The 23,247-nt window shown below is 66.6% G+C and carries 22 protein-coding genes; 14 read left to right on the top strand and 8 right to left on the bottom strand.

Annotation, left to right across the window (positions count from 1 at the left end):
- Window positions 1-48: 48 nt before the first annotated feature.
- On the top strand, window positions 49-1,263 hold the full coding sequence (gene rnd, locus OLX23_RS03335) for a ribonuclease D (RefSeq protein WP_264443043.1): 1,215 nt from the start codon (window positions 49-51) through the stop codon (window positions 1,261-1,263).
- Window positions 1,260-2,156 carry a hydrogen peroxide-inducible genes activator gene (locus OLX23_RS03330; protein ID WP_264443041.1) on the top strand — a complete coding sequence of 299 codons (897 nt, stop codon included), beginning with the start codon at window positions 1,260-1,262 and terminating at the stop codon, window positions 2,154-2,156. Before rnd ends, OLX23_RS03330 begins: the two co-directional genes overlap by 4 nt.
- Before the next feature lie 336 nt (window positions 2,157-2,492).
- On the opposite strand, the gene OLX23_RS03325 is transcribed toward OLX23_RS03330, so the two are convergent.
- A complete protein-coding gene (locus OLX23_RS03325) occupies window positions 2,493-5,018 on the bottom strand; it encodes a TonB-dependent receptor (protein ID WP_264443038.1) in 2,526 nt (841 codons plus the stop codon).
- Between the two features lie 379 nt (window positions 5,019-5,397).
- Window positions 5,398-5,991, bottom strand: coding sequence for a CDP-diacylglycerol--glycerol-3-phosphate 3-phosphatidyltransferase (pgsA, locus tag OLX23_RS03320; RefSeq protein ID WP_264443036.1), 594 nt, complete (start codon window positions 5,989-5,991; stop codon window positions 5,398-5,400).
- Between the two features lie 115 nt (window positions 5,992-6,106).
- Here pgsA and OLX23_RS03315 point away from each other — a divergent pair, with 115 nt between their 5' ends.
- Window positions 6,107-7,414, top strand: a complete 1,308-nt coding sequence (locus tag OLX23_RS03315; RefSeq protein WP_264443034.1) for an MFS transporter — start codon at window positions 6,107-6,109, stop codon at window positions 7,412-7,414.
- Window positions 7,415-7,434: 20 nt separating this feature from the next.
- Here the strand turns inward: OLX23_RS03315 and OLX23_RS03310 are convergent, their stop codons facing one another.
- The 3 genes from OLX23_RS03310 to OLX23_RS03300 form a co-directional block, all read right to left on the bottom strand.
- Window positions 7,435-7,626 carry a hypothetical protein gene (locus OLX23_RS03310; protein ID WP_264443031.1) on the bottom strand — a complete coding sequence of 64 codons (192 nt, stop codon included), beginning with the start codon at window positions 7,624-7,626 and terminating at the stop codon, window positions 7,435-7,437.
- Between the two features lie 139 nt (window positions 7,627-7,765).
- Window positions 7,766-7,948: a CsbD family protein gene (locus OLX23_RS03305; RefSeq protein WP_264443029.1), complete on the bottom strand. Its 183-nt coding sequence runs from the start codon at window positions 7,946-7,948 to the stop codon at window positions 7,766-7,768.
- Window positions 7,949-8,041: 93 nt separating this feature from the next.
- Window positions 8,042-8,482: an EVE domain-containing protein gene (locus tag OLX23_RS03300; protein ID WP_264443026.1), complete on the bottom strand. Its 441-nt coding sequence runs from the start codon at window positions 8,480-8,482 to the stop codon at window positions 8,042-8,044.
- A 62-nt stretch (window positions 8,483-8,544) separates the two neighbouring features.
- On the opposite strand from OLX23_RS03300, the gene OLX23_RS03295 reads away from it, so the two are divergent.
- The 11 genes from OLX23_RS03295 (at window position 8,545) to OLX23_RS03245 (ending at window position 20,102) form a co-directional block, all read left to right on the top strand.
- Window positions 8,545-9,483, top strand: coding sequence for an isopenicillin N synthase family dioxygenase (locus OLX23_RS03295; RefSeq protein ID WP_264443024.1), 939 nt, complete (start codon window positions 8,545-8,547; stop codon window positions 9,481-9,483).
- Window positions 9,484-9,575: 92 nt separating this feature from the next.
- Complete coding sequence (locus tag OLX23_RS03290; protein ID WP_264443023.1) at window positions 9,576-11,252, top strand: putative bifunctional diguanylate cyclase/phosphodiesterase; 1,677 nt, start codon at window positions 9,576-9,578, stop codon at window positions 11,250-11,252.
- A 41-nt stretch (window positions 11,253-11,293) separates the two neighbouring features.
- Entirely contained in the window at window positions 11,294-11,614 is a 321-nt protein-coding gene (locus OLX23_RS03285) for a hypothetical protein (protein WP_264443021.1), read from the top strand.
- Window positions 11,615-11,677: 63 nt separating this feature from the next.
- On the top strand, window positions 11,678-13,654 hold the full coding sequence (locus tag OLX23_RS03280; protein WP_264443020.1) for a TonB-dependent receptor plug domain-containing protein: 1,977 nt from the start codon (window positions 11,678-11,680) through the stop codon (window positions 13,652-13,654).
- A 213-nt stretch (window positions 13,655-13,867) separates the two neighbouring features.
- Entirely contained in the window at window positions 13,868-14,917 is a 1,050-nt protein-coding gene (locus tag OLX23_RS03275; RefSeq protein ID WP_264443018.1) for an aspartate-semialdehyde dehydrogenase, read from the top strand.
- An 88-nt stretch (window positions 14,918-15,005) separates the two neighbouring features.
- Window positions 15,006-15,818, top strand: coding sequence for a diaminopimelate epimerase (gene dapF / locus OLX23_RS03270; protein ID WP_264443016.1), 813 nt, complete (start codon window positions 15,006-15,008; stop codon window positions 15,816-15,818).
- 3 nt (window positions 15,819-15,821) lie between these two features.
- On the top strand, window positions 15,822-16,994 hold the full coding sequence (locus OLX23_RS03265) for a MiaB/RimO family radical SAM methylthiotransferase (protein WP_264443015.1): 1,173 nt from the start codon (window positions 15,822-15,824) through the stop codon (window positions 16,992-16,994).
- Window positions 16,991-17,914 carry a signal recognition particle-docking protein FtsY gene (ftsY, locus tag OLX23_RS03260; RefSeq protein WP_264443014.1) on the top strand — a complete coding sequence of 308 codons (924 nt, stop codon included), beginning with the start codon at window positions 16,991-16,993 and terminating at the stop codon, window positions 17,912-17,914. The genes OLX23_RS03265 and ftsY overlap by 4 nt, the downstream gene beginning before the upstream one ends.
- A 1-nt stretch (window position 17,915) precedes the next feature.
- Window positions 17,916-18,572, top strand: coding sequence for an inner membrane-spanning protein YciB (locus tag OLX23_RS03255; protein ID WP_264443012.1), 657 nt, complete (start codon window positions 17,916-17,918; stop codon window positions 18,570-18,572).
- Window positions 18,573-18,728: 156 nt separating this feature from the next.
- The gene (locus tag OLX23_RS03250) at window positions 18,729-19,301 is read left to right on the top strand and encodes a urate hydroxylase PuuD (RefSeq protein WP_264443009.1); all 573 of its coding nucleotides are present in this window, start codon (window positions 18,729-18,731) and stop codon (window positions 19,299-19,301) included.
- Between the two features lie 81 nt (window positions 19,302-19,382).
- Complete coding sequence (locus OLX23_RS03245; protein WP_264443008.1) at window positions 19,383-20,102, top strand: peptidylprolyl isomerase; 720 nt, start codon at window positions 19,383-19,385, stop codon at window positions 20,100-20,102.
- 10 nt (window positions 20,103-20,112) lie between these two features.
- Here OLX23_RS03245 and OLX23_RS03240 read toward each other — a convergent pair whose 3' ends face one another.
- The 3 genes from OLX23_RS03240 to OLX23_RS03230 all read right to left on the bottom strand — a co-directional run bounded on the left by OLX23_RS03240 (window position 20,113) and on the right by OLX23_RS03230 (window position 23,228).
- A complete protein-coding gene (locus tag OLX23_RS03240) occupies window positions 20,113-22,059 on the bottom strand; it encodes a potassium transporter Kup (RefSeq protein WP_264443007.1) in 1,947 nt (648 codons plus the stop codon).
- A 102-nt stretch (window positions 22,060-22,161) separates the two neighbouring features.
- Window positions 22,162-22,848, bottom strand: a complete 687-nt coding sequence (locus OLX23_RS03235; protein WP_264443004.1) for a tetratricopeptide repeat protein — start codon at window positions 22,846-22,848, stop codon at window positions 22,162-22,164.
- Window positions 22,845-23,228: a cytochrome c-type biogenesis protein CcmH gene (locus tag OLX23_RS03230; RefSeq protein WP_264443727.1), complete on the bottom strand. Its 384-nt coding sequence runs from the start codon at window positions 23,226-23,228 to the stop codon at window positions 22,845-22,847. Before OLX23_RS03230 ends, OLX23_RS03235 begins: the two co-directional genes overlap by 4 nt.
- Between the last annotated feature and the right edge of the window lie 19 nt (window positions 23,229-23,247).

Here is a 23,247-nt window from a genome sequence, read left to right as displayed (position 1 = left end):
TTTTGTCAAGCCGAGGGCCCGCACGGGCCCATAACAGAACAAAGACCCATGAAGATACACCCTCTTATTACCACTACCGACGCGCTGGCCGATCTCTGCGGCCGCCTTGCGAAATCCGATTTCGTCACCGTCGACACCGAATTCATGCGCGAGAACACCTATTGGCCCGAGCTCTGCCTGGTGCAGATCGCCAATACTGAAGAAGCCGCCGCGGTCGATCCGCTGGCGGCGGGTCTCGACATGACCCCGCTGTGGGACCTGCTGACCGACAACGAGGAGGTCCTCAAGGTCTTCCACGCCGGCGGCCAGGACGTCGAGATCGTCTACAACTTCACCGGCCGCACGCCGCACCCGATCTTCGACACGCAGATCGCGATGATGGCGATCAGCCAGTCCGAGCAGATCGGCTATTCGAACCTCGTCGAATCGTGGCTGGGCCTGACGATCGACAAGGGCGCGCGCTTCACCGACTGGTCGCGCCGGCCGCTGACCGAACGCCAGATCGAATATGCGATCGGCGACGTCACCCACCTCTGCAAGATCTTCCCCAAGATCCTCGCACGGCTCAAGAAGACCGGCCGCGGCGCCTGGCTCGACCAGGAGATGGAAAAGCTCGCCGATCCCGAGAACTATCGCAACGAGCCGAACGAAGCCTGGGAGCGGATCAAGGCGCCCAGCCGCAACGCCGCGGTGCTCGGCCGTCTGCGTGCCCTCGCCGCCTGGCGCGAGGTCGAGGCGCAGGACAAGAACATCCCGCGCGGCCGCATTGCGCGCGACGAGACCGTTGCCGACATCGCCAGCCATCCGCCCAAGACCCAGGCCGACCTCGCCAAGGTCCGCGGGCTCTCGGCCGGCTGGAAGGACAACGAGATCGGCAAGCGCCTGATGCAGACGCTGGCCGACGCCCAGCCTTTGACCGACGCCGAGATGCCCGCCCGCGCGCCGCGCGGCGCACCGCTGGGCAAGGAAGGCGCCCTGGTGGCGGACCTGCTCAAGCTGCTGCTCAAGATCCGCAGCCGCGAGATCGACGTCGCCGCCCGCCTGCTCGCGCGCAGCGACGAGCTCGAGATGCTGGCCGCCGGCGTGCGCAAGAAGCTGCCGATCCTCGAAGGCTGGCGCTACGAGGTGTTCGGCCACGACGCGCTCGATCTGGTCGAGGGCAAGATGGCCTTCGCCGTGGTCGACGGTAAGCTGAAGATGACCCACGTCGACGACGAGGTCGAAGAGCCGAAGGGCGATACGCCGGACGAAGCCGCCGCGTGACGGTCTACCACCCGACCCTCAAGCAGCTCCAATACCTCGTGGCGCTCCACGAGCACGGCCACTTCGGCCGCGCCGCCGAAGCGACCTTCGTCTCGCAGTCGACCCTCTCGGCCGGCCTGCGCGATCTCGAGGCGCTGCTTGGCGTTGTCCTGGTCGAGCGGACCAAGCGCGCCGTGCGCTTCACCCCGCTGGGCAATGCCGTGGTCGCCAAGGCGCACCGCATCCTGCGCGAGGCCGAGGAACTTTCCGAGCTCGTCCAGTCGAGCGGCCAGCCACTTTCGGGCGAAGTGCGGATGAGCGTGATCCCGACGATCGCGCCGTTCCTGCTGCCGCGCATGCTGCCCCGCCTGCGCCGCGAGCGCCCCGCCCTCAAGCTGTTCCTGCGCGAGGAGCCGAGTGCCCAGGCCATCGAGTCGCTGCACCACGGCCGTGCCGACTGCGTGCTGCTCGCCCTGCCCTATGCCACCGGCGAGGTCGAAAAGGAGACGATCGAGCTCGACGCCTTCTTCGTCGCCTTCCCCAAGGACGATCCGCGCGATCCGCCGGCCGAGATTTCGCCCGCGGCGATTGACGAGAACCGGCTGCTGCTGCTCGAAGACGGGCACTGCCTCAAGGACCACGCGCTCGCCGCCTGCAACCGGCCCGAACTGCGCGCCAGCGCGACGATGATCGGCACGTCGCTGCACACGCTGGTACAGATGGTCGACAACGGCCTTGGTTTGACGATGCTGCCCGAAATGGCGCTCGACGCGGGTATCCTCAACGGTACCAACGTCGTCGCCCGCCCGCTCAACGCACCGCATGCCAATCGCGAGATCGCGCTGGTCTGGCGCAAGAACAGCCCGCGCGCCGAAGAGTTCAGGATGCTCGCCGAGGAACTTCGGACGGGCTGAATTGCTTCCGGCCACGGCTCATGCAACTTTCCGCCATGGCATTCTCCGATAATCATCGCATAAATTGGGGCTGCATCCTCGCTCCGCTGGTATTCGCTCCGATCGCGTTCGTTATTTTCATCGGAACAACCCTTGGCGGAGGCGGGTGCGAAGGCAGGCCTGCACCCTGCTCGGGCAATTTCAACAACATGTGGCTGCAGCTCGGCGGCCTGCTCGTTGCCTCCATCATATTCGGATGGAGCGTAAATCGCATCGCGAAGCGATTGAGGCATCGCGACTGACAGTCTAACGGCTGAGACAACGCCCGGACCTCTCGGCCCGGGCGCGCCCCTGTTATCAGAATTCGATGCTGAGCTCGACGCCGTAGGTCCGCGGCGCGACGTAGTTTGCCGAGGTCGCGAGCGGGGTGAACAGCGCGAAGGTCGCATCCTTGCGGTTGGTCAGGTTCTTGCCCCAGACCGCAAGCTCGGCATCGGCCCCACCGATCGACAGATGGCGCAGCGCGACACGGCCGTTGACCAAAGCGAAGCCCTTGACCTCGGCCATCGAGGCATTGCTACGCGACGCATAGATGTCGATCGCCGGATTGAGGCTGAACAGGATCTTCGAGCGATAGAGCACGTCCGCGCGGAAGTTCAGCGTCGTCTCGCCGAACAGCGGCTCGGTCTCGTAGGAGCCATAGGCGCTCGCGGTCCACTTCGGTCGCGCGGTGACTCGGAACACCCCGCCCGTCCCGGCCAGGACCGCCGGGTTGATGAAGGGGAACTTGACGTCGGTGTAGCTGACGCTGCCGCCCAGGGTCAGCCCGCGCGTCGGCGCCGCCGTGACTTCGAGCTCGAAGCCACGCGCGCGGATCTTGCCCTGGTCGACGACGAAGGTGGACAGGCTCGAGATCAGCTCGCCCGCCGTTGCCGCGCCGTAGAGCGTGGTCAAGGTCGGCAGCACCGCCGCCACCGAGTTCGCCGCCGTGGTCGATTGCGGCGACTGGAAGTGGTTGTAGTCGACGTGGAACAGCGCGAGGTTGGTGCGCAGGCGGTTATCGAGGAAATCGCCCTTGAAGCCGAGTTCGACCGAGCTCGCGGTCTCAGGCTCGTAGACGATGCCCGCGGTCGAGCCGCCCGACACGAAGCTGGTCGAGTACTTGGCATAGAGCAGCGTCTGCTGGTTGGGCTTCCAGTTCACGCCGATCAGGAAGTTGGGCTTGGTCTTGCTATACTCGGGCGGCACGATCAGCGGCCGCGGCGAAACCACGCCGGTCGTGGCACTGCGCACGTCCCAGCGGAACGAGCTGGTCTTCTTGTCGTAGGTCACGCGCGCGCCGCCGACGATCTCGAGCTCGGGGGTCACCTTGAACTCGAGCTGGGCATAGGCCGCCAGCGAGGTCGCCTTGTTGAAATAGCGCCCTTCGTTGCCCAGCGGGATCACGCCCGAGGCGGGCAGGAAGGTGCCGAAGGTCAGCGTGTTCTGCTGACCGATCGGGCCGCCGGCCTCGTCGTCCGAGTGATACCAAAGCGCGCCCAGGGTCGCCTGGAGTCGCTCCGAGGTGTAGTTCACCTGGAGTTCGTCGCTCCACTGCTTGGCGATCGACGAGGCCTGCGAATTGACGATGGCGACGCGCGAGCCGACCAGCGGCGTCAACCCCGCAGCGAATTGCCCGAGGATCGCCGCCTGCTGCGCCTGCGGCAGCGCGAAGAAGCCGGCGCCGATCTGGCCGACCGCCGAAAGCAGCGCGAAGGGCTGGACCACCTGCGGGGTGAAGGTCAGCGTGCCGACGCCGTCGATGGCCGACGGTGCGAAAACCGTGGCCTTGCGATAGGCGAAGATGTTCTTGACCACGATCGAGTCGGTCGCCTGCCAGGTCGCGGTCGCGCTGTGGCCCTGCACGCGCTGCTCGCGCGCGGTCACCCAGGCGTTGGTGACGACGTCGGGACGCTTGCCGTCGGGCGCCGCATAGGTCTGCTGGCTCGAATAGAGCGCGGTCAGCACCCCGCCGAGCAGGCCGCCGCCCGCCGCCGCATCATAGCCGATGAAGCCGGTGCCTTCAGGCGTGCCCTTGTCGTCGTTGCGATCGTACTTGTAGACGAGCTTGAAGCTGTCGCTCGGCTCGAACTTCACCGCCGCGAAGTACGAATTCGAATCGACCGTGCCGAGCCAGCGCGGCGAGCGCTTGACGCCGAAGCCCGACGGCGAATTGCTGCGATCCCAGAGGGTGCCTTCGGCGGCGTTGCGGATCTCGCCGCGGCGATAGTCGCGCACGTAGCTGAAGTAGGCGCTGAACGGCCCGAACTGCGGCGTCTCGACCGTCGCGCGCAGGCGATAGGCGTCATAGTTGCCGTAGGACCCTTCGAGCTTCACCCGCGCATCGCCGTTGGGGTCGCGCGTGGTCACGCTGATCGCGCCCGCCGTGGCATTGCGACCGAACAGCGTGCCCTGTGGCCCGCGCAGCACTTCGAGCCGCTGGATGTCGGGAAGCTGGAAGATCGAGCCGCGCGGAGAGCCGATGTAGACGCCGTCCACGTAGATCGAGACCTGCTTGTCCGAGCCCGCGACCACGCCGAAGCTGGTCTGACCGCGGATCGTGAACGAGGGCGTCGAAATGCCGCCGGCCGAGGGCTTCACCGTCACGCCCGGCGCCACGGCCGAGAGGTCGTTGACCGTGAAGATGCGGTTGGCCTGGAGGTTTTCCTGGGTGACCGCGGTCACCGCGATCGGCACGTCCTGCAAACTCTGTTCGCGCTTCTGCGCGGTGACAACGATTTCCTCCAGTCCGACGTTACCCTCGGACGACTGGGCCATGGCTTGCATCGGCAGGCCGAGGCCTATCGCGATTGCCGTGGATGCAAGCAGAGAATTACGGGACACGCCAGTCAGCTTCATAGCTTCCTCCCCATGAGGACCGACCCGACCGGGCCGGCCATTCTCAGCCGCCGTGCTCGGTTGCCGGCGCGCGTCCTTGCGGGCCGGAGCGAGTCTTCGAGCGGTCTGGAATTGCTCCCAATTCTTGTTTTTCAGGGGGAACTATAAGCGATCAGGTATCGCACACAATGCGTTTCCACAGGAGCATTGAATTAATTCACAGTATCGTCGCGACGATGACTGGGATGCGACTTCCGCGAAATTAGTAACCTAGGCAACCTGTTGGCGGGCCAAACTTACGCATGCACCTGACAAGCAAGTAATCCGGCAAGTCACGACCGGGATTTGTCGAAAATTCATTCGTCATTCCGAATAACGGAACATCTCAGTCCATGTGCTTGAGCCCCACCCGCAGGTAGTCCCAGCCGGTCACCAGCGTCAACGCCGCCGCGGCCCAGAGCGTGGTCAGGCCCACCGTGTGCGGGAGGTTGAAGGTGAAGTCGGCCAAGGTCACCGTCCAGCCGGGCAGCGCGTTACCGAGGATCAGCGCGCCGAGGCAGATAAGCTGAAAGGTCGTCTTCCATTTGGCCAAGCGACTGACCGGCACCGAAACCTGCAGTCCACCGAGAAATTCGCGCAGGCCCGAGACCGCGATCTCGCGGATCAGGATGATCAGGCCGGCGATGACGTGCATGTCGCCGACATAGGGGCCGCGGAGGATGCCCTGCGCCGTCAGCACCAGGATCACCGTCGCCACCATGATCTTGTCGGCGATCGGATCGAGGAAGACGCCGAGCTTCGAGACGGTGCCCTGCGCGCGCGCCAGGTAGCCGTCGAAATAGTCGGTGATGCCCATCAGGCAGTAGACCGCGAAGGCGATTCCATAGCCCATCTCCCAGGTTGGCCACCACAGCAGCGCAGCCAGGATCGGCAGGGCGACGATGCGCGAGAGCGTGAGAATGTTGGGGAGAGTCAGCATGGTGATCCGAGAGATAGCGGGTAACACTTCTGCACAAAAGAGGCGCTAGAGGGCTTGTGGACCACCAAGCAGGCGCTAGGGTCACGCGCCAAGAGAGATTGCCGAACACGAGGCCATGACAACAACCACGCACCTCATCGGCACGCGCCGTTTCCTGCCGCTTTTCGTTACCCAGCTCCTCGGCGCCTTCAACGACAACCTCTTCAAGAACGCCATGGTGCTGTACGTCGTCTACAGCGTCTACAATTCGGAAGCCGAGGAAGCGCGGTTCAGCGCGATCGCCTCGGCGCTGTTCATCATCCCCTTCTTCGTGCTCTCAGCGCTGTCGGGCCAGCTCGCCGACATGCGCGACAAGGCGAAGATCATCCGCATCGTCAAGTTCTGCGAGATCCTGATCATGCTGGTCGGCGGCGCCGGTCTGGTGCTGGCCTGGCAGGGCATGATGGTGAAGGCGGTGGCGATCCCGCTGATGCTGCTCGCGCTGTTCGCGATGGGCATCCATTCGACCTTCTTCGGCCCGATCAAGTACGCGATCCTGCCGCAGCACCTGAAATCGGACGAGGTCCTCGCCGGCACCGGCCTGGTCGAGGCCGGTACCTACATGGCCGTGCTCGCGGGCACGATCCTGGCTGGCTGGATCGAGGTCGAATGGGCCGCGCTCTGCGTCGTGCTGACCGCGGTGGTCGGCTATTTCGCGGGCCGCCAGGTCCCCCCCGCCCCGCCGCTGACCGCCGCGCAGCCGCTCGACTTCCACGTGTTCCGTTCGTCGGCGACCCTGATACGCAAGACGATGGACGAGCGCCGCGTGTTCCTCGCGATCATGGCGATCTCGTTCTTCTGGACGATTGGCGCGGTGCTGTTCATCCAGTTCCCGCCGCTCGCCAAGAACGTGCTCCACGCCAGCAAGGAAGTGGCCAGCCTGTTCCTGGTGATCTTCTCGGTCGGCATCGCCATCGGCTCGATGACGATCAACGCGCTGCTCAAGGGCAAGGTCTCGGCGCGCTTTTCGCCGGCCTCGGTCATCGTCATGGGCGTCTTCGTCGTCGCCTTCCATCTGGTCTGCGCCAACTGGGGCACGCAGCCGATCGAGGGGCTGCTCGACGTCGCCGGCTTCGTCGTCCAGCCGCTGGCCTTGCCGCTGCTCGGCACCTTGCTCGGCATCGCGATCGCCGGCGGCATGTTCGTCGTGCCGCTCTATGCCTTCCTCACCACCTCGGTCGACAAGTCGGAGACCGCACGCACGATCGCAGCAAACAACATCGTCAATTCGGGGGCGATGGTCGTGGGTTCGCTGCTGGCCGTCGGCCTCAGCGCCGGGGGCGTGGCCATAGCCGACCAGCTTCTGCTCGTCGCGGCGATGTGCCTGGGTTCGGCCTGGCTCGGCCGACTGCTCTACAAGGCCGAGCTGGCCGTCGCGGGCTGAGCGGCCGCAGGAGTTTCAGATCAGGCGATGAAGGTCGCGACCGCGGCCAGGCAAGCGCTGTAGGCGGTCAGGAAATCGCGCCAGCCGGCACCATGGGTACGGCTGCGCACGTCGAGATCACGATCGACGCGGCGTACGTGCGCCGGCAGGCTTGCCAGGAACGGATGCCGGGCGGATTCGTCCGAGAGGACCAGGGCGCGTCGCTTGCTCATGACGAAGAGTTAAGAAATTGTTCACCATTGCACCAGCCGGTTAACCTAGGTTCGGCGCGAGCTTCCCGTTCCGGGACAGCCACGAAAAAGGGCCGCCCCCGTGGGAACGACCCTTCCTCTCCGCAATCGGAAAAAAGCTTCAGATCTTGTCGCCGAGAGCGCCCTTGACCTTGCCGAGCAGGTTCTGGGCTTCGCCCTTGCGCTCCTGCGCCTTGCCTTCGGCGTGCAGCGCCGGATCGTTGTTCGCCTTGCCGGCGGCCTGCTTGACGTTACCGGCCAGTTCGTTCGCGAGGCCCTTGGCCTTGTCCTTGAGCTCACCCATCACGTAACTCCTTGTCCTGATTGCCGAGACCGATGTCCCGGGCTTCGGAAAGGGAACGTGCCCAAAGCGCGCTTGGTTCCGTAATAGAGTGTATCAGGCCTTCGCCATGCCGAGCACGTAATCCCATTCCTGCGGCGTCAGTTCGGCCACCGACAGGCGCGACAGGCGCACCAGTTCCATCTCGGCGAGCGCGGGATCGGCCTTGATCGCCTTGAGCGTCACCGGATGCTTGAGCTTCTTGACCGGCTTGACCTTGACCGCCGCCCACTTGCCCTCGGGATCGCTGGGATCGGTGAGCCCGGCCTTGGAGATCTTGACGATGCCGACGATCTCCAGCCCGATGTTCGAGTGATAGAAGAAGGCCAGATCGCCCTTCTTCATCGCGCGCAGGTTGTTGGCGGCGCGGTGGTTGCGCACGCCGTCCCAGGTGCCCTCGCCCTCGGCGACGAGATCGTCCCAGCCATAGACGTCGGGCTCCGACTTCATCAGCCAGTAGCGTGGTGCTTCCGAGTCTGCGTCGTTGATTTTGGTCATGCATGCCCGCCCATTGTCCGGTAGAGGGCGGCCATAACGACCATTTCCGGACTGGGAAAGACATGGACCTCCAGACCCTCCCCGTGCTGAGCCTCGCCGACGAACCGCAGCGGTTTTCGGACGATATCGGCAATTCCTTCCGTGCCTTCGGCTTCGCGCTGGTGCGCGATCACGGCATCGATTCCCAACTGATCGCCGACGCTTGGCGGCTGACGGCGGAGCTCTTCGCCCTGCCCGAGGAGGAGAAGCGCAGCTATTTCCTCCAGGGCATGTCGGGCGCGCGCGGCTATACGCCGTTCCGCACCGAGATCGCCAAGGGCGCGAGCGAGACCGACCTCAAGGAGTTCTGGCACGTCGGCCGCGACCTGCCCGCCGGCCACCCGCTGGCGACGAGTTCGATGCCGCCCAACGTCTGGCCGAGCCGCCCCGCGGGCTTCCGCGACGTGTTCGAGCCGCTGTTCGCCGAGTTCGACCGCGTCGGCTCGGTGATCCTTTCGCGCATCGCCGTGCATCTGGGCCTCGACGCGAACTGGTTCGCCCCGGCGATCGCGGACGGCAACTCGGTGCTGCGCCTGCTGCATTACCCGCCCGTCGGCGCCGACCAGGGCGGCGCGATCCGCGCCGGCGCGCACGAGGACATCAACCTGATCACCCTGCTGCTCGGCGCCGAGGAAGCCGGGCTCGAACTGCTCGCCAAGGATGGGAACTGGCTGCCGGTGGCGCCCCCCGAAGGCGCGGTGGTGATCAACATCGGCGACATGCTGCAGCGGCTGACCAACCATGTCCTGCCCTCGACCACGCACCGCGTGCGCAATCCCGCCGGCGACCGTGCGCGCCACAGCCGCTACTCGATGCCGTTCTTCCTGCACCTGCGCAGCGATTTCCGCTTCGAGACGCTGCAGCAATGCGTGACGCCCGAAAACCCCGATCGCTATCCGGTGTCGATCTCGGCCGACGACTATCTGCAGGAACGCCTGCGCGAGATCGGCCTGAAGAAGTGACCGCACGGCCCGCCCCGGCGGGCCGCGGAACTTAACCGAAATTTCAGAACGCACCGGGTATCCTCCGCACATTGCGGGAAAAAGGTACGCGGATGGCGGACTCGAAACACAATCCCGGCGACCCCAGGGACGGCACCAGAAAACGCTTCGGCCGGGCCGAACGCGACATGGTGGCGCTCGGCATCGCCACCGCCGCGATCATCATGTTCGTCGGTACGGGCGGCGTCGTGGTCCCGCAGGTCGTGCGCTCGTTCGCGGGCGTCGGGCTCGGCCCCGACAAGGCGCTGACCAGCGCGCTCCTGCTCAACATCGCGCTGATCATCTTCGGCTGGCGCCGCTATCGCCAGCTCGCCCTCGAAGTCCAGGAACGCCGCAAGGCCGAGGAACAGGCGAAGCTCCTGGCCGAGACCGACCCGCTGACCGGCTGCCTCAACCGCCGCAGTCTGGCCGATGCCACGGCCGAGCTGATCACGCGCGGCAGCGAACGCGGCGAAGTCGTCGCGCTGGTCATGATCGACCTCGACAACTTCAAGCAGATCAACGACTTCAACGGGCACTCCATCGGCGACCAAGTGCTGCGCGAATGCGCCGCGCGGATCGCCGCGCTGCTGCCCAAGCGTGCGCTGCTCGCAAGGTTGGGCGGCGACGAGTTCGCCTGCGTGGTCCCGCTCGATCCCAAGCGGCCCGAAGCGATCGACGACCTGGCCGCGGAGCTGATCGAGGCGATCGCTTCGCGTTCCGACGTCAGCGGCAACGGCATCGAGATCACCGCCTCGCTCGGCCTCACCCGCAGCGACTTCTCGCGCGAGGTCGGCGAGGAGCCGGCCGACGCGCATACGCTGCTGCACATGGCCGACATCGCGATGTACCACGCCAAGCGCGCGGGCAAGAACCGCTACTTCTGGTTCGACGCGCCGATGCAGAACGAGCTGCGTTTCCGCCGCGAGATCGAGCAGGGCATCCGTCGCGGCATCCGCCTCGGCGAATTCGTGCCGTTCTACGAACAGCAGATCGATCTTTCGACGGGCCAGCTCACCGGCTTCGAGATGCTCGCGCGGTGGAAGTCGCCCGCGCTCGGCGTGATCAGCCCCGAGATCTTCATCCCCATCGCCGAGGAGATCGGCGCGATCGCCGACCTGTCGGAAAGCGTGATCGCGCAGGCGCTCGAGGACGCGAAGACCTGGGACCCGCGGCTGACGCTGTCGGTCAACATCTCGCCGCTGCAGATGCGCGATCCGTGGTTCGCGCAGAAGCTGCTCAAGATGCTGCTCGAAGCCAATTTCCCCCCGCATCGGCTCGAGATCGAGATCACCGAATCGTGCCTGCACGAGAACATCGGCGAGGTGCGCACCCTGGTCACCAGCCTCAAGAACCAGGGCATCCGCATCAGCCTCGACGATTTCGGCACCGGCTATTCGTCGCTCGCGCAGTTGCGCAGCCTGCCGTTCGACCGGATCAAGATCGACCGCATGTTCGTGACCAACCTGACCGAGGACAGCGACAGCGCGGCGATCGTCGACGCGGTCACGCGGCTCGGCAAGGACCTGGGCCTGCCCGTCACCGCCGAGGGTATCGAGAACAAGGAAATCCTCGAACGGCTGATGCAGTACGGCGACATCAAGGGTCAGGGCTTCCTCTACGGCCAGCCGCAGCCCGCCAGCGTCACGCGCGACAAGCTGGCCAGCCTCGATCTGCTCAGCGAGCCGCCGACACCGTCGGCGGAGCGCATCACCCCCGCGATCGATCCCAAGACCGCGAGCCAGGGCTGAACCATCTAGGCGCAGGCCGCACGACGGGTTAAGGCCGCACCATGCGTCGAGTGGTGCACCTCCTCGTGATCCTGACCGTGCTTCTGTGCGGCAGCCACCTGTCGCCGGCCGAAGCCGATGCGCTGACCGATCACGTCGCGGAAGCCCGCGCCCATGCGCAGCACGGCGAAGACGAATCCCCGAGCGATACGCATACCGGGGCGGCACACGCCGGCCATCACCATTGCCCGATCGCGCCCGATCCCCATCCAGCCGCGGCGCTCTGCCGCCCTGCCCCCCTGGCGGCACTGCTGTTCGACCGACCGGTCACGCGGCTGCGCTCGCTTGCCACCGCGCCGCCGACCCAGCCGCCCTCGGCCTGAACCACGACCATCACGCGGCCCGCATCGTGGCCGCATGCCTGCGATCGTGTTCAGGAGTTTCCCATGCTTACGAATACCCGCGCCCTGCTGCTGGCAGGCGCCGTCTTGTTCAATCCCCATGTTTCCGCCGCCCAGACCGCGGCCGATGATACCCAGACCTCGGCACCCGCCGAAACCGAAGAAACCGAGGACGACATCATAGTCCAGGCCACCCGCTCGGGCCGTCGCGTCCAGGACGAGCCCGTCCGCGTCGAGGTGATCGATCGCGAGGAGATCGAGGAGAAGATCCTCATGCGCCCGGGCAACGTCGCGATGATCCTCAGCGAGACCGGCGGGCTCAGGGTCCAGGTCACCTCGCCCGCGCTCGGTGCCGCCAACGTCCGCGTCCAGGGCATGGACGGCCGCTTCACCCAGCTCCTCGCCGACGGCTTGCCGCTCTATGGCGGCCAGGCCTCGTCGCTGGGCTTGCTGCAGGTGCCGCCGACCGATCTCGGCCAGGTCGAGGTCATCAAGGGTGCCGCCTCGGCGCTTTATGGCCCTTCAGCGCTCGGCGGGGTGATCAACCTCGTCTCGCGCCGTCCCAAGGCAGAGCCCGAGGCCGAAGTCCTGCTCAACGTCACCTCGCGCGACGGCCAGGATGCCACGGCCTATGCCGCGACCCCGCTGTCAGAGTCATGGCGCGCATCGTTGACCGGCGGCTACCACCGCCAGACACGGCAGGACCGCGACGGTGATGGCTGGGCCGACATGCCCGGCTATCGCCGCTGGACAGTCCGCCCGCGCCTGTTCTGGGAAGGCGCCGACGGCGCCTCGGCCTTCGTCACCGCCGGGGCCATGACCGAGCGGCGCAGCGGCGGCACCCTGCCCGGCCGCACCGTGCCCGACGGCACCGCCTTCCGCCAGGAACAGGATACCGATCGCTTCGACGCGGGGCTCGTCGCCCAGGCACCGCTGGGAGACGTCACCGCCCACCTGCGCGCCGCGGGCATGACACAGCGTCACCACCACTTCTACGGGCAGACCCACGAGGACGATCGCCACACCACGCTGTTCGCCGAAGCCTCGCTCTCGGGCAAGGCCGGCGGCACGAGCTGGGTCGGCGGCGCGGCCTGGCAGCGCGACTCCTTCCGTTCGCAGACCTTCGGCGCCTTCGACTATGCCTACGAGGTCCCAGGTCTGTTCGGCCAGGTCGAACAGGAAGTGACGCCCGATCTAACCCTCGCCGGCAGCGCGCGGGTCGACTTCCACAACCGCTACGGCACCCAGTTCAGCCCGCGGCTGTCGCTGCTCTACCGGCCCGGGCCCTGGACGATACGCCTATCGGGCGGCCGCGGCTTCTATGCGCCGACGCCTTTCGTCGAGGAGATCGAAGCGGCAGGGCTGTCGCGGCTCGAACCCCTGGGCGATCTGAAAGCCGAGACCGCGCGCACCGCCTCGATGGATTTCGGTTATCGCAGCGGACCGATCGAGGCCAACCTGACCCTGTTCGCCTCGAACATGCGCAATTCGACGCGACTGGAGACGATCGCCACCGATCGCGTCCGGCTGGTCAACGCCCCCGACGAGACGCGCATCCGCGGCGCAGAGACCTTGCTGCGCTATCGCCAGGACGGCTTCACCGTGACCGGCTCCTACGTCTTCGTCGATGCGACAGAGCCAGACCCCGATCGCCCCGGCCGCCGGCAGGTGCCGCTGACACCCAAACACACCGCGGGGCTCGTCGCGATGTGGGAGGAACACGACAAGGGCCGGCTCGGGCTCGAGGTCTATTACACGGGCGGGCAACTGCTCGAGGACAATCCCTACCGCACGCGCTCGCCCGGCTATGTCGAAGTCGGCCTGCTCGGCGAGATCGCCGTGGGCAAGGCACGGCTGTTCCTCAATGCCGAGAACGTTTTCGGCAAGCGCCAGACGCAGTACGATCCGCTGCTGCGGCGAACCCGCGCGCCCGACGGCCGCTGGACCGTCGACGTATGGGCACCGACCGAGGGCTTCGTGCTCAACGGTGGTGTGCGGCTGAAGTTCGGCGGCGGCGATTAAAGGTGGTTTACAGGCTTGGGTGGCTCGGTTATCGGGCCGCCCATGTCCACGGTGATTAAAACCATTAGCACCAAGCCGACCCGCATCGCGGGGCGGTCCGGTCGTGCTGACGGTTAAGACCTAGGCACCTGGACAAAGCCCCGCCAAGGCGCGGGGCACTTGCAAGGCAAGACCAAGCTTCCCGCGCCTCCGCAGACAAGGAGACGCATTTTCATGAACTACCGCAACAACACCACCGGCCGCTACAACATCGGCGTCGTCGGCGCGACGGGTCTCGTCGGCACGATGATGCTCGGCCTGCTGGCAGAGCGGAACTTCCCGGTGGGCACGCTGCGGCTGTTCGCCTCGGCCCGCTCGGCCGGCAAGACGCTCGCCTTCAACGGCAGCGACGTCGTGGTCGAAGATGCGACCACCGCCGACTATTCGGGCCTCGACGTGGTGTTCTTCTCGGCCGGCGGCTCGACCTCGAAGGCGCTCGCCGAAAAGGTCGCCGCGGCCGGCGCCGTGGTGATCGACAACAGCTCGGCCTGGCGTTCGCACCCCGAAGTGCCGCTGGTCGTCGCCGAAGTGAACCAGCACGCGCTGCACCAGATGCCCAAGGGCATCGTCGCCAACCCCAACTGCACGACCATGGCCGCCATGCCCGCGCTCAAGCCGCTGCATGACGCCGCGGGCCTCGTCCGCCTCGTCGCCTCGACCTATCAGGCGGTCTCGGGCGGCGGCGTCGAGGGCGTCGAGATCCTGCGCGAACAGACCGTCGCGGGTGCCGAGAATTGCGCCGACCTGGCGCACGACGGTGGCTCGGTCGACCTCGGCACGCCGCGCAAGTGGTCGGTGCCGATCGCCTACAACGTCGTGCCGCTCAACTACGTGCTCGGCGAGGACGGTTACACCGAGGAAGAGCTCAAGCTGCGCGACGAGAGCCGCAAGATCCTCGAGATCCCCGGCCTGCGCGTTGCCGCGACCTGCGTGCGCGTTCCCGTGTTCACCGGCCACTCGATCGCGATCAACGTCGAGTTCGAACGCCCGCTCTCGCCCGAGACGGCGCTCGAACTGCTCGGCAAGGCGCCCGGCGTCGTGCTCAGCGAGGTGCCCAATCCGCTTGAGGCCGCGGGCAAGGACCCGGTCTTCGTCGGCCGCGTGCGCCGCGATCCCTCGGCCGAGAACGGCCTCGTGCTGTTCGTCGCCAACGACAACCTGCGCAAGGGCGCGGCGCTCAACGCCGTGCAGATCGCCGAGGTCTTGATCTCGGGCCAGTTCTGACAAATCGCCGCGGTGCCGTCCCTTCCTGAGAAGGACTCGCACCGCGGCGCTTTCCCTTTGCGCCGATAGCCTCTAGAGCGCGGCCACTATGCGCGTACCCTTCGTCAAGATGCACGGCCTCGGCAACGACTTCGTCGTGCTGGACGGACGCACCGACAGCATTCCCGCGATGACCAATGCCCTGGCGGCCGCGCTTGCCGATCGCCACACGGGCGTGGGCTGCGACCAGTTGATCGTGCTCGAACCGTCCGATGCGGCCGATTTCCGCATGCGCATCTTCAATTCGGACGGCTCCGAGGTCGAGGCTTGCGGCAATGCGACGCGCGCGGTCGGGCTGCTCCACGGCAAGGCCGCGCGGATCGAGACCGCGGGCGGGCTGATCTCCGCGAGCCCTGCCGCGGGCGGCATCTCTGTAGAGATGGGCCAGCCGCGGTTCGACTGGGATCGCATTCCCCTGGCTTATGCAATGGACACGCTGACCATGCCCGTGGGCTGGGAAGAACTCGACGCGCCGACCGCGGTCAACGTCGGCAATCCGCATGTCATCTTCTTCGTACCCGATACCGACGCGGTCGATCTCGGCCGGATCGGCCCCGAGATCGAGCACGATCCGCTGTTCCCCGAACGCATCAACGTCAACGTCGCGACGATCACGGCGCGCGACGCGATCCGCCTGCGCGTGTGGGAGCGCGGTGCCGGCCTCACCCGCGCCTGCGGTACCGGTGCCTGCGCCACGGCCATCGGCGCGATGCGTCGCGGTCTCGTCGATCGCGCGGTCACGGTCACCCTGCCCGGCGGTCCGCTGCGCATCGAATGGCGCGAGGACGGCGAGATCGTCATGACCGGCGCCGCCGCCGAAAGCTTCCGCGGTTCGTTCGATCCTACGGATTACGGAGCCTAGGACGTGACGCTAGAGGTCGTCTCGCTCGGCTGCCGTCTCAACTTGTCCGAAAGCGAGAGCCTGCGCGGGCTGCTGTCCGCGAGCGAAGACCTGACCGTCATCAACTCCTGCGCGGTCACCGCCGAGGCCGTGCGCCAGACGCGCCAGGCGATCCGCCGCGCGCGCAAGGCCCGGCCCAACGCGCGCCTGCTCGTCACCGGCTGCGCCGCCGAGGTCGAGCGTGAAGCCCTCGCAGCGATGCCCGAGGTCGACGGCCTAGTCGCCAACACGGCCAAGCTCGATCCGCGCGCCTGGAACGTGCCGCCTGCGCCGCCGGCACCGCACCAGGCGCATACCCGCGCCTTCGTCGACGTGCAGACCGGCTGCGACCGCGCCTGCACCTTCTGCGTCATCCCGCAAGGCCGTGGCCCCAGCCGTTCGCGCGCGGTGCCCGCGGTGCTGGAAGACGTCGCGCGCCATCTCGACGCCGGCGCGCGCGAAGTGGTGCTGACCGGCGTGGACCTGACTTCTTGGGGCGGCGACCTACCCGGCGAGCCGCGGCTCGGCGCGCTGGTCGCAGCGATCCTCGATACCTTCCCCGGCCTAGAACGCCTGCGCCTGTCCTCGCTCGACGGGATCGAGATCGATAGGCAGTTGTTCGAATTGCTCAGCTGCGAGCCGCGGGTGATGCCGCACGTCCACCTGTCGCTGCAATCGGGCGACGACCTGATCCTCAAGCGCATGAAGCGCCGCCACTCCCGCGCCGACGCCGTCCGCCTGGTCGAGCGCCTGCGCGAACGCCGCCCCGAGATCGCGATCGGCGCCGACCTGATCGCCGGGTTCCCCACCGAAGACGAGGCCATGCACGCCAACAATCTTTCGATCATCGCCGACCTCGCCATCGTCCACGGCCATGTCTTTCCCTATTCGCCCCGCCCCGGCACCCCCGCCGCGAGGATGCCGCAGGTCGCCCCGGCGACGGTCAAGGCCCGCGCGGCGCAGCTGCGCGAGGCCGTCGCAGCACAGCGCGCAGACTGGCTGCACTCGCTGATCGGCAAGCCGCTGCGCGTGCTCGCCGAGCGTGACGGCACCGGCCACGCCGACAATTTCGCGCGGGTGCGCCTGTCTGCCGACGCCGTGGCGTCGCAGTGGCAGACCGTAACGCCAAGCCAGATCATCGAAGGAATGCTCGCATGAGCGCGGAAACCTGGAGCGACCGCCTGTTCGGCGGCTTCCGCAAGACTTCAGAACGTCTGTCAGAGAACCTCGCCGGGATCGTTTCGCAGACCCGGCTCAGCGACGATCAGCTCGACGAGATCGAGGACGCGCTGATCCTCTCCGACCTCGGCCCGCGGGCCGCCGCGCGCATCCGCGAGCGCTTGTCGGGCGAGCGTTTCGAACGCGGTGCCGACGAGGCAGCGATCAAGCAGGCCGTGGCCGAAGAGATCGCCGCGATCCTGCGCCCCGTGGCCAAACCGCTCGAAGTCGTCGCCTTTCCGCGCCCGCAGGTGATCCTGGTGATCGGCGTCAACGGTTCGGGCAAGACCACGACGATCGCCAAGCTCGCACACCTGTTCCAGGAACAGGACTATGGCGTCATGCTCGCCGCCGGCGACACCTTCCGCGCCGCCGCAATCGGCCAGCTCGCAGTCTGGGCCGATCGGCTCGGCGTGCCGATCGTGCGCGGCCCCGAGGGCGGCGATCCCGCCTCGATCGTGTTCGATGCGGTGAAGGCCGCAACTGAGCAGGGCATCGACGCGTTAATCGTGGATACGGCCGGGCGCTTGCAGAACAAGCGCGAGCTGATGGACGAGCTGGCCAAGATTCGCCGCGTCCTCGGCCGCCTGAACCCCGAAGCCCCGCACGACGTCGTGCTGGTGCTCGATGCGACCAACGGACAGAATGCCTTGCAGCAGATCGAAACCTTCAAGGAAGTGGCCGGCGTTTCCGGCCTGATCATGACCAAGCTCGACGGCACCGCGCGCGGCGGCGTGCTCGTCGCCGCGGCCGAGCAATACGGCCTGCCGATCCACGCGATCGGCGTCGGCGAGAAGATCGACGACCTGCGCCCCTTCGACCCCGACCTCGTCGCGCGCGTCATCGCGGGAGTCGCCTGACATGTCCGATACGGCCGCGCTCAAGCCCGAGAAGCCCAAGAGCTCGTGGATCAACCTCGTCGTCGATTTCGGGCCGCTGCTCGTCTTCTTCCTGACCTATCGCCATTTCGCCCCGCCCTCGGATGCCGAGGGCCTGGTCGTGGTCGTAGCGGTGACCAAGGGCACCGTCGCCTTCATGATCGCGACGGTGATCGCGCTGATCGTCTCGCGCTGGCGCCTCGGCCACGTCTCGCCGATGCTCTGGCTGTCGACCGTGCTGATCCTAGGCTTCGGCACGCTGACCGTGCTGCTGGGCGACCCGTTCTGGGTCCAGGTCAAGCCCACCGCGGTCTACCTGCTGTTCGCGGCTGTGCTCTTCGCCGGGCTCGCGCGGCGCAAGCCGATGCTGCGCTATCTGCTGCAATCGGCCTTCGAAGGCCTGGACGAGGCCGGCTGGCTCAAGCTTTCGCGCAACTGGGCGGTGTTCTTCCTGTTCCTGGCGGGGCTCAACGAAGTGCTGCGCCAGGTGCTCACCTTCGACGGCTGGCTCCAGGCCAAGCTCTGGGGATTCACCAGCCTCTCGTTCGTGTTCACCTTCACGCAGATTCCCATGGTCCTGCGTCACGGCCTGGGCCAGGAATCGAAGGACGAGGTCCTGACCAATCCCCCGCACGAATAACGCGCACGAATAAGTGCACAATCACGCAAAATCATGTGACATTCGGCCGCGATGCCGCAATAGATGGCGCGCTGACCCGCGGTTTTCCGGGCGGTCCGCCAACAAACTTTTGCAGTTCGCTGCGTAGTCGCGCCTTCGGAATCCTAGGGGGAAACAATGGCCAAACTTTTCGGTAACCTGCACCTGGTGCTCGCTGTGGGCCTGGTGCTCGCGATCGCTGTCATGATGGCTTTCGCGCCGTCGGCTACGGTCGATGCCAACTCGGTGCTGCGCTGGCTGCACCTGTTCTTCGGCGTCCTGTGGATCGGCCTGCTCTACTACCTGAACTTCGTCCAGGTTCCGACCATGCCCAAGATCCCGGCCGAACTGAAGAAGGGCGTCACCGGCTACATCGCCCCGAACGTGTTCTTCTTCTTCCGCTACGGCGCGCTGCTGACCGTGCTGACCGGCCTCGCGATCGCCTTCATCAACGGCTACGGCCACCAGGCACTGAGCTTCTCGGGCGAAGGCAACGTCAACCTGATCGGCCTCGGCATGTGGATGGCGATCATCATGTTCCTCAACGTCTGGGTCATCATCTGGCCGGCGCAGAAGAAGATCCTCGGCATCGTCGAAGCCAGCGACGAGGAGAAGGCCAAGGCCGCTCCCCGCGCACTGATCGCCAGCCGCACCAACCTGCTGCTGTCGCTGCCGATGTTCTACACGATGGTCAGCGCCAACCTCGGCTGATCCTCGCGAGCATATTCGCCAAAGAGAGGCGCGGTTTCCGGGAAGGATGCCGCGCCTTTCTTTTTGGCGCATGATCGCGGCATGACGCTTCGATTCGCCCCACTCGCCGCCGCGCCGTTGCTGCTCGCCCTCGCCGTCAGCGCTTCTGCCGCCGCGCCCAAGGCCGCTCCCAAGCCCACGCCACTGCCCGATACCGTCCGCGTCGCGATGGTCACCGAACTCGGCACGATCACGCTCGATCTCGATGCGAAGGCCGCCCCCATAACCACGCGGAATTTCGTGCGCTACGTCGATCAGCGCCGGTTCGACGGCATCGCCTTCTACCGCGTCATGCGGCTCAAGTGGGGCGAGCAGCCGAACGGACTGGTCCAGGCGGGCACGCGCGGCGATCCGCGCCGCGCGCTGCCGCCGATCGCGCACGAGCCGACCAATGTCACCGGCGTGCTGCACAAGGCCGGTGCGATCTCGATGGCGCGCTACACGCCCGGCACCGCAGCCGGCGATTTCTCGATCCTGCTATCGGACATGCCCGGGCTCGACGCCGACCCGAACGCCACGACCGACGACGGCAAGGCCGGCTTCGCCGCCTTCGGCCACGTCGTCGAGGGCATGGACGTGGTGCGGAAGATCTACGACGTGCCGCTTTCGGCCACGCTCGGCGAAGGCGTGATGAGGGGGCAGATGATCGAGAAGCCGGTCAAGGTTCTGACCGTGCGGAGGGTGGCCGTACCGGCACCGCCGGCCGTAGCACCGGCCCCCATCCCTATTCCCGCGCCGGCACCGCCTCCGTCGGCCAACTGAAACCGCCGGCTCAGATCTCGATCTGGCTACCCAGTTCGACCACGCGGTTGGTCGGCAGGCGGAAGAACTCCATCGCGCTCGCGGCGTTGCGCAGCATCCAGGCGAACAGCTTCTCACGCCATAGCGCCATGCCGGGCTTGGCCGAGGGCAGCAGGGTCTGGCGCGAGAGGAAGAAGCTGGTCTTCATCATCTGGAACGGCTCGCCGCACATGGTCACGCCCTTGAGCGCCTCGGGCACGTCGGTCTCCTCGAGGAAGCCGTAGCGCAGGATCAGGCGGTAGAAGCCGTTGCCCATGTCCTTGACCGTGAAGCGATCGCCCTCGTCGACATAGGGCACGCCCTGGATGGCGACGGTCAGAATCACAACGCGCTCGTGCAGCACCTTGTTGTGCTTGATGTTGTGCAGCAGCGCCGAAGGCACGCCCAGGTCGGTCGAGGCCATGAAAACGGCGGTGCCGGGCACGCGCGCCGCGCTCGAATGGGCGCTCTTGGCGAAGACTTCGATCGGGATCGTCCCCTCGGCCATGTTGGCGCGCATCAGCTGGCGGCCCTTCGACCAGGTCGTCAGCAGGGTGAAGATGCCGATGCCCATCATCAGCGGCACCCAGCCGCCATCGGGGATCTTGGTCAGGTTGGCGCTGAGGTAGGCGGCGTCGAGCACGAAGAACAGCGCCAGCAGCGGCACCGCGAGCCAGGGCTTCCACTTCCACAGCTGGAACAGCACGACCGCGAGCAGGAAGTTGTCGATCGCCATCGCGCCGGTCACGGCGATGCCGTAGGCCGCGGTCAGGTTCGACGAACGCTGGAACACGAGGACCAGCAGGATCACCGCGATCATCAGGCCGAAGTTTATCACCGGAATGTAGATCTGTCCGGCCTGGAGGCTGGTGTGGCGGATCGTCATGCGCGGGATGAAGCCGAGCTGGATCGCCTGCTGGGTGACCGAGAAGGCGCCGGTGATCACGGCCTGCGAGGCGATGATCGCGGCCATCGAGGCGATGATCAGCAGCGGCCACTGGAACCATTCGGGCGCCAGCAGATAGAACGGGCTCTCGAGCGCGGCTGGGGTGCGCAGCAACAGCGAAGCCTGACCGAGGTAGTTGAGCACCAGCGCCGGCAGCACGAAGGCCAGCCACGAGATGCGGATCGGCTTGCGGCCGAAGTGGCCCATGTCGGCGTAGAGCGCCTCGGCGCCGGTCACGGCCAGCACGGCCGAGCCCATCGCCAGGAAGCCGCGCCACGGATCGTGGACGAACATCGTGATCGCATGATGCGGGCTCAGCGCCGAGATCACCTCGGGCAGCGCGGCGATGCTGATCACGCCGAGCACCGAGATCACCGCGAAGTAGACGAGCATGATCGGGCCGAAGAAGGCGGCGACCTTGGCCGTGCCACGGCTCTGGATCATGAACAGGAAGATGAGGATACCGACGACCAGCGGCACGACCGCAGGGCCGAGGTGCGGCTGATAGACCGCCAGGCCTTCGATCGCCGACAGCACCGAGACCGCCGGCGTGATCATCGAATCGCCGTAGAACAACGAGGTCGCGAAGATCCCGAGCAGGACGATCCCGCCTGACCATTTCTTGACGCCGGTGTGCTTGTTGATCAGCGCCAGCAGCGCCAGGCTGCCGCCCTCGCCGCGGTTGTCGGCGCGCATGATCACCGTGACGTACTTGAGCGTCACGATGACCATCATCGACCAGAACATCAGGCTGACGATGCCGTAGATGTGCAGCGGATCGAGCGGCAGGCGATGATGCCCGGCGAAGGTGTCGCGCATCGCGTAGAGCGGGCTCGTACCGATATCGCCGAAGACGACGCCAATGGCGCCGATGGCGAGCTTGAGCGCGCCGCCGTGGTGGTCGTGATGTCCGTGGTGGCCGGTTATCGGCTGGGTTGGCGCGACGGCCTCACCGCTACTGGCACCTGCGTCGTCCGAAATCGATTCGCTCATGCCTGCGCCCTGTCGCGACTGGGTTCCATGCCGCAATGCGGCAAGGAGGCGGCGCTTAGCAGCAAGCGAAGGCCCCCGCAATCGGCCTGAGAAACCCGTTTTCTAGGGCATTGTTCCAGGCTGACCCATCGGCATGCCCTGCATCGCGTTCTGCCGCGCGACGATCATGTCGAGCCGCTGCAGCTTATCCACAAGATCCGGCCGCCAGGGCGCGTCGGGCGGGGTCCGGGCCAGCAGCTCGGTCCAGATCGCGCGGGCGTCGTCGAACCGCCCCGACTGCGCCATGGCCAGGCCCAGGAAGAACGGCGGCCCCGGATGCTCGGGTGCGACGGTCGCCGCGTTGCGGAACGCGAAGAGCGCGGCCGGCGACAGCGAACCTTCGGCATGGCCGACCAGCGCATTGGCCAGGGCCAGCCAGGCATCTCCGTCGCGCGGGTTCTTGTCGACCGCGCCGAGCAGTACGCCGGCGGCATCGGCGAACTGGCCATGCCGCGCCAGCGCGTCGGCGATGATGCTCCATTTGTTGTTTGTTTCTCCGCTCGCACCTGCTCCTGCGAGCGACTTGCGTGCCTCGACCAATTCGGGAGAATTCCCCGCGATCGTCTCGGCCGGGGCCTTGGGCGACCCGGGCATGCCAGGACGGCCCTGCAAGCCATAGCCGGCGATTCCCAGCAACAGCGCCGCGGCGATCGCTTCCCAACCGCTGCGCGGCTGGCCGAACCAGCGGAGCAGCAGCAGGATCAGCGCGAGCGCGACGATCGCGAGGAGAAGCGCCCAAAGCCAGCTCATTCGCCGCCTCCCTTGCGGAAACGCCGGCTCAGCAGCAGCGAGGCCAGCACCAGCAGCACGACCGGCAGGATGAACAGCGGCCAGGTCAGCGCGGTCACCCGCGGTGCATAGGAAACATAGTCGCCATAGCGTTCGACCAGCCAGGCGCGGATCGCCTCGGGATCCTCGCCGGCGGCAATGCGCTCGCGCACCTGGCTACGCATGTCGCCCGCCATCGGCGCGTCCGAATCGGCGATCGACTGGCTCTGGCACTTGAGACACCGAAGCGTCTCCATCAGCGCCTGTGCCTTTTCCTCCTGCGCCGGGTTGTCGAGCTGGCGATAGGCGTAGGGTGCCGGCGGCATCGTGTCCTGCGCGAAAGCCGGCGCGGCGAAGACCATGAGCAGCAGGATCAGCAGA

This window comes from Novosphingobium sp. JCM 18896, from assembly GCF_025938095.1.
In the GTDB taxonomy this organism is placed as follows: Bacteria; Pseudomonadota; Alphaproteobacteria; order Sphingomonadales; family Sphingomonadaceae; genus Novosphingobium.
Note: the sequence above shows the minus strand (reverse complement) of the source record. Positions and strands in the feature narration are given on the sequence as shown.